This is a genomic window from Anaerotruncus massiliensis (ex Togo et al. 2026) (assembly GCF_030825285.1).
Taxonomy (GTDB): domain Bacteria; phylum Bacillota; class Clostridia; order Oscillospirales; family Ruminococcaceae; genus Anaerotruncus; species Anaerotruncus massiliensis.
Genome location: NZ_JAPJQF010000086.1, coordinates 1 through 5,956, shown reverse-complemented (window position 1 = coordinate 5,956; position 5,956 = coordinate 1). Strand labels below are relative to the sequence as shown.

General features: G+C 63.1%; 6 protein-coding genes. 2 read left to right on the top strand and 4 right to left on the bottom strand.

From position 1 onward, the window contains the following. Window positions 1-197 precede the first annotated feature (197 nt). From rpoD to RCI06_RS13970, 4 genes are all read right to left on the bottom strand, one after another. Entirely contained in the window at window positions 198-1,283 is a 1,086-nt protein-coding gene (rpoD, locus tag RCI06_RS13985; protein WP_101549428.1) for an RNA polymerase sigma factor RpoD, read from the bottom strand. Between the two features lie 19 nt (window positions 1,284-1,302). After that, complete coding sequence (gene dnaG, locus RCI06_RS13980) at window positions 1,303-3,069, bottom strand: DNA primase (RefSeq protein ID WP_288235263.1); 1,767 nt, start codon at window positions 3,067-3,069, stop codon at window positions 1,303-1,305. A gap of 31 nt (window positions 3,070-3,100) precedes the next feature. After that, on the bottom strand, window positions 3,101-4,114 hold the full coding sequence (locus RCI06_RS13975; RefSeq protein WP_101549425.1) for a deoxyguanosinetriphosphate triphosphohydrolase: 1,014 nt from the start codon (window positions 4,112-4,114) through the stop codon (window positions 3,101-3,103). A gap of 140 nt (window positions 4,115-4,254) precedes the next feature. Next, window positions 4,255-4,881, bottom strand: coding sequence for a YigZ family protein (locus RCI06_RS13970; RefSeq protein WP_101549423.1), 627 nt, complete (start codon window positions 4,879-4,881; stop codon window positions 4,255-4,257). A gap of 386 nt (window positions 4,882-5,267) precedes the next feature. Between RCI06_RS13970 and RCI06_RS13965 the strand changes: the two genes are divergently transcribed. Continuing rightward, a complete protein-coding gene (locus RCI06_RS13965; protein ID WP_172439106.1) occupies window positions 5,268-5,444 on the top strand; it encodes a hypothetical protein in 177 nt (58 codons plus the stop codon). Between the two features lie 140 nt (window positions 5,445-5,584). Further along, window positions 5,585-5,842, top strand: a complete 258-nt coding sequence (locus RCI06_RS13960) for a hypothetical protein (RefSeq protein WP_101549421.1) — start codon at window positions 5,585-5,587, stop codon at window positions 5,840-5,842. The last annotated feature ends 114 nt before the right edge of the window (window positions 5,843-5,956 follow it).

The window sequence follows — 5,956 nt, the reverse complement described above, 5'->3', positions numbered from 1 at the left end:
AAAACCCCGGGGGGGGGCTACGCGCCAAAAACCAACACCCCCCCCGGGGGGGGCCCGTCAACAACACCCCCGGGGCCCCGGGTGGGGGCGCCCGCTTCTTCTCCCTCACGGGACGCGCCCGCGGCAAAACGCCGCGCGACGCCTGAACCAAAGGTTTTGAAAGGATTCTAAAGGAAACCTTTTTCAAAAGGGTTCCTTTAGTCGAGAAAGTCCTTCAGCTTTTTGCTGCGGGAGGGATGGCGGAGCTTGCGCAGGGCCTTGGCCTCAATCTGGCGGATGCGTTCGCGCGTGACGTTGAACTCCTTGCCGACCTCCTCGAGGGTACGGCTGCGGCCGTCCTCGAGGCCGAAGCGCAGGCGCAGCACCTTTTCCTCCCGCGGGGTGAGGGTCTGGAGCACCTCGGAGAGCTGCTCCTTGAGCAGGACGTGGGAGGCGGCGTCCGCCGGGGCGGGCGCGTCGTCGTCGGGGATGAAGTCGCCGAGGTGGCTGTCCTCCTCCTCGCCGATCGGCGTTTCGAGCGACACCGGCTCCTGCGCCACCCGCATAATCTCGCGCACCTTGTCGACCGGCATGTCAAGCTCGGCCGCGATCTCGTCGGCAGTCGGCTCGTGGCCGTTCTTGTGCAGCAGCTGGGAGGAGACCTTCTTCACCTTGTTGATCGTCTCGACCATGTGCACCGGGATGCGGATGGTGCGCGCCTGATCGGCGATCGCGCGGGTGATCGCCTGGCGGATCCACCAGGTCGCATAGGTGGAGAATTTGAAGCCCTTGGTGTGGTCAAATTTTTCGACCGCCTTGATGAGGCCGAGGTTGCCCTCCTGGATGAGATCCAAAAACTGCATCCCGCGGCCGACATACCGCTTGGCGATGCTGACGACGAGGCGCAGGTTCGCCTCCGAGAGGCGCTTGCGCGCCTCGACGTCCCCCTGCCCCATGCGCACCGCGAGGTCGATTTCCTCGTCGGCGGAGAGGAGCGGCACCCGCCCGATCTCCTTGAGGTAGACCTTGACCGGGTCGTCGATGCTGATGCCCTCGGCGGCCAGCGCCACGTCGAGGTCTGCGCCCTTGCCGAGGTCCTTGAAGTCCTCCTCGACCGGCGTGACCATGTCCTCGATGATTTCAATATTGTTCTGTTCCAGCAGGTCGTACATCTTGTCGACCTGTTCGACGTCGTAATCCAGTTCCTCGAGCGCGTCGCTGATTTCCTTGGTGGTCAGCTTGCCCTTCGCCTTGCCGCTCTCCAGAAGTTCCTTCAAAACGGCTTTCTTTTCCTGTACACCCATTGCTGTATGTCCCCCTAAATCAGTTTGACTTCTTCTTGGACGCTAACGAGGCTATGTACGCCTTCAGGTCGTCATCCGTCATTGCCGCGACCTCGTCCTGCGACTTGATATTTTTATGGCTGAGGATGGTGTCGATATAACTGTCGACATCCTCCACGCCGAACATCATGCCCGATACGGCGTTGACCAGCTCGGACGCAACGCCCATCTGGTCGACCGTAAGCTGCGCCGACAGCAGGCTGAGCTCCACCGACTGCCCCGCCGCCAGCCGCTCGAAGATCACCTTTGCCAGCTCCCGGTTGCGGTCGGTGACAAAGTCTTCCAGCGTAATCCGGGACGCGGCATGCGCATAATAATCCGGATTCTTCATGAGGATGCCGAGCAGCTTGTCCTCCGCCAGCGCGAACTTGATGTTGCGCGCCCGCTGGAAATCCTGCCGCTGGCTGGGCGCCTTGACCTCGCTGTAGACCTTGAGCTCGGAGGCGTCCCGCTTGCGGCGCTTGGACGCGCGCTTCTGCTCGAACTTGAGCTGCGTCTCGACCGCCTCCTTGGCCACCTCCAGCTCGGAGGCCACCTTGGAGAGGTAGACGTCCCGCTCGACCGCGTTGGGAATCCCCGCCATCAGCGCGACGAACTCCCGCAGAAAGGCGACCTTGCCGTCGGCGGTGTCGCAGTCGTATTTCTGCCTGAGCTTGGCGATCTCGAACTCGGTGGCGTTCGACGCGCCTTCAAGCAGCAGCGAAAACCGCTCGGCGCCGAATTTCTTGATGTATTCGTCGGGGTCCTTCGCCCCCGTGATGGAGAGCACCTTGATCTTCACACCGACCTCCCCGAGCAGGCCGACCGCCCGCCGGGTCGCGGCCTGTCCCGCGCCGTCCGAGTCGTAGGAGAGGGTAACGCCCTGGGCATACTGCGCGATCAGCCGCGACTGCTCGGAGGTGAGCGCGGTGCCCAGCGTCGCGACGGCGTTGTCAAACCCCGCCTGGTGCATCGCGATCACGTCCATATATCCCTCGCAGAGGATGAGCCCCTCCCGCTTGGAGGCCTTCGCAAAGTTGAGCGCGAAGAGGTTGCGGCTCTTTTTAAAAACGGGCGTGTCGGACGAGTTGAGGTATTTGGGTCCCTTCGCGTCCCCCATGACCCGCCCGCCGAAGCCGATGACGTTGCCCCGCAGGTCGATGATCGGGAACATCGCCCGGTTGCGGAAGCTGTCGTAGAGGCCGCCGCTCTTCCCCCGGGCCGCCACGGCGGCGGAAACCATCTCGTCGTCGGTAAAGCCCCTGGAGCGCAGGTATTTGCAGGCGGTATCCCAGCTGTCGGGCGCGTAGCCGAGGCCGAACCGGATGATCGTCTGGTTGGTGAGCCCCCGCCCGTGCAGGTAGTCGAGCCCCGGCTTGCCCTGCGGGCCCCGCAGGCAGCTGTGGTAGAGCCGCGCGAGGGTGCGGTTGAGTTCCAGCACGCGGGCCTTGAGGCGCGCCATGCCGTCGTCCCGCGTGTCCTCCGGCATCGACATGCCCGCGCGCTGGGCCAGAAAGCGCACCGCCTCCACATACTCGAGGTTTTCGATGCGGCGGATAAACGTGATCACATCGCCCCCCGCGCCGCAGCCGAAGCAGTAGAAGCTCTGGTTGTCGGGGTAGACGGTGAAGGAGGGAGTCTTTTCCGAGTGGAAGGGGCAGAGCCCGGTGGCCACCCGCCCCCGCCGCTTGAGGTGTACATAGGAGGAGACGACCTGTTCGATGTCGCTGTAGCTTTTGAGTTCCTGCAGGAAAAGTTCTGAAATCATCGGCGGCCGCCTCCTTTCCGGATTGTTCCAATCAATAGATTTCCCATGGGCGCGGGACGAACAGCCGTTCGTAGGTCGCGACCGCGTAGCGGTCGGACATGCCCGATATGTAATCACAGGCGGCGCGCGCGGCGTCCTCCCGCTCATAGATCGCCTGGTATTCGTCGGGCAGCTCCTGCGGGTGCTCCGCGAAGTGGCGGTAGAGGCTCTTGACGACCTCCTCCGCCTTGCCCTCCTCCCCCTTCGCCACGGGGTTGAGGTAGACCGCTTCATACATAAACGAGTTGAACTGGGCGAACGCTTCGGCGGTCGCCTTGTCCATCCCGACGTCCTCGCCGCTGTTTTCCACCAGCGAGGTGATGAGGGCGGTGATCCGCTGGGATTTGGTGCGCCCGAGCGCGTATTTGATCGTCCAGGGGATGTCGTCCTGCGTCAGCACCTTCGCGCGCAGCGCGTCCTCGAGGTCGTGGTTGAGGTAGGCGATCTTGTCCGCGAAATAGACGGCGCGCCCCTCGAGCGTCCTTGCCCGGCCCTCCGGGGAGGGGTTGGAGTAGGAGTGGCAGCCGATGCCGTTGCGCACCTCCCAGGTGAGGTTGAGCCCCGCGCCGTCATTTTCGATCCGCTCGACGACCCGCACGCTCTGCTGCGCGTGGGAAAACCCGTGCGGACAGACCTGTGCGAGCGCGCGCTCCCCGGCATGTCCGAACGGCGTGTGCCCGAGGTCGTGGCCGAGCGCGATCGCCTCGGTGAGCTCCTCGTTGAGGCGCAGCGCGACGGCGATCGTCCGCGCGATCTGGCTCACCTCCAGCGTATGGGTCAGCCGGGTGCGGTAGTGGTCCCCCTCCGGGGAGAGGAATACCTGCGTCTTATGCATCAGCCGGCGGAACGACTTGCAGTGAAGGATCCGATCACGGTCGCGCGCGTAGGGCGTGCGCAGCGGGCAGTCCTCGACCGGGCGTTCGCGTCCGAGCGAGTTTTGGGAGAGGCTGGCGTATTTTGACAGGGTGCGCGCCTGGATTTCCTGCGTCTGCTCGCGGATCGTCATGCGGTGCCTCCCTCCCGTCAAGCGGCTTTCCATGCCGCTTTGCAGTTTGTTCTACTATATTATACTCCGCAGATAAAAAAATTCCTGCCTGATGCAGAAATTTCTTGCAAAAGGCAGGATGTTCCACCGTTCGACAGGATTCATTCGGGGATGCAGGCGTACCGGCGGTCGACCGCCCGCGGCGTCACCAGCGCGGAGGTGCCCTCCGCCAGCGCCTTTTCAAAGGACGGGACAAAGCAGTCCTTCACCAGCACCTGCAGCCGCACGACCGCCCCAAAGTCGGAAAACGTCGTCTGCGCGTGAAACTGCGGCAACAGGTAGGAGATCTTCCCGTAGAGGTCGTAGCCGAATTCGAGCGCCAGCTCGGTGCACTCGCTCATCGTCATCCGCTCCGCCGCGTCGACCGCGAGCTTCGCGCCGTGGGAGTAGGCCCGCACCAGCCCGCCCGCGCCGAGCAGGACCCCGCCGAAATAGCGCGTCACCACGCAGACCAGATCGGTCAGCCCCTCCCGCTGGAGCACCTCGAGCACCGGCACGCCCCCCGTCCCCTGCGGCTCCCCGTCGTCCGAGTAGCGGCGGGTCTGGCCGTCGCGCAGGATGTAGGCGTAGACGTTGTGGCTTGCGTCCCAGTATTTGTCGCGGCACTCCGCGATGAAGGCCGCCGCCTCCGCCTCGCTCGCCGCCGGCTTCACATGCCCGATGAAACGGGAGCGCCGCTCGGTGAATTCGTCGCTCGCAAAGGCCTTGATCGTCGTGTATTCGTCCACTGGAGGGCTCCTCTCGGGTTTGCCGCTCGGGGAGCGGCATAGTTGCCGGTGGCCGACCGGCGGCGGTTTTGGGTTTTTGGACGGGAATTGCCGCTTTCCAAGCGGCAAGAATCACGAGCGCGTTCCGCCGCGCGCCACGGGTTCCTTTTCGGACGGACGAAAAGGAACCAAAAGTCCGCCTAAGGGACTTCCGCCAGTCCCTTAGGAATCCCCGGGAGTACCTTGCCATAACCCACAAACTGCCGCCGCTCCCCGCAGGTACACCAGCTGAAGGCTCAATTCAGGTTGCGGATGCTCCCAACTATGGAACAACCCGGCTCGCAAAAAGTTCTTGACTTTTGACCCCAAAAATCATATAATTGTTTTGGGGTCAAAAGTCGAAGGAGGTGACGCACCTGACCGCCGCAAAAATGGGGCGGCCGACGACCGATCCGAAACCGCATAAGGTTGGAGCGCGTATCAACGACGAGGACTTCAAAATCCTCCTTGATTACTGTACGCGACATCAGAAAACCCAGCCGGAAGCGATCCGGGACGGCATCAAAAGCCTCAAGGAAAAGTGAAGGAAACGGCGATCCCCCAACAAGAAGCCCGCCGTTTCCGACCCACGCACAGGACCTTGCGGACCTCACGCACAAATATTTTACCATGTGCGCATGATTTCTGCAAGTACCTGTGCGGCAATGACAGAAAGGGGCCGTCCATGACCGTTACCCATGACGACTTTGAAAGCTACCTCCACGGGCGTCTCACCGAACAGCGGGACGCACTGCACGATTCCGAAGCCTGTTCCCTGCTTGACGAGCAGGTTGAACAGCTCGAAGCCGCCCTGCCCGGCGGAGAAACATTCGACGATTACCGCCAGGTCCTTCGCACCCGCGCAAACTACGAGGTCGGCTGGGCCTACTGGCGCGGCTATCTCGACTGTGTTTCCCTGCTCAAGCGCCTCACCGTGCTGTAATAAGAAGCGGGCGCCCCCGGGGGGGCCGCGGGTTTGTTGGGGGGTAAAAATTAGTTGATTTGGGGGGGCCCCCACCAGGAAATAGGCCGCAGCGGGGGTTACGGGGGGGGGGGG

Excerpts from the sequence above, each read along its gene's own strand:
- rpoD (WP_101549428.1), bottom strand. The coding sequence starts at position 1,283 with ATGGGTGTACAGGAAAAGAAAGCCGTTTTGAAGGAACTTCTGGAGAGC.
- dnaG (WP_288235263.1), bottom strand. The coding sequence starts at position 3,069 with ATGATTTCAGAACTTTTCCTGCAGGAACTCAAAAGCTACAGCGACATC.
- RCI06_RS13975 (WP_101549425.1), bottom strand. The coding sequence starts at position 4,114 with ATGACGATCCGCGAGCAGACGCAGGAAATCCAGGCGCGCACCCTGTCA.
- RCI06_RS13960 (WP_101549421.1), top strand. The coding sequence starts at position 5,585 with ATGACCGTTACCCATGACGACTTTGAAAGCTACCTCCACGGGCGTCTC.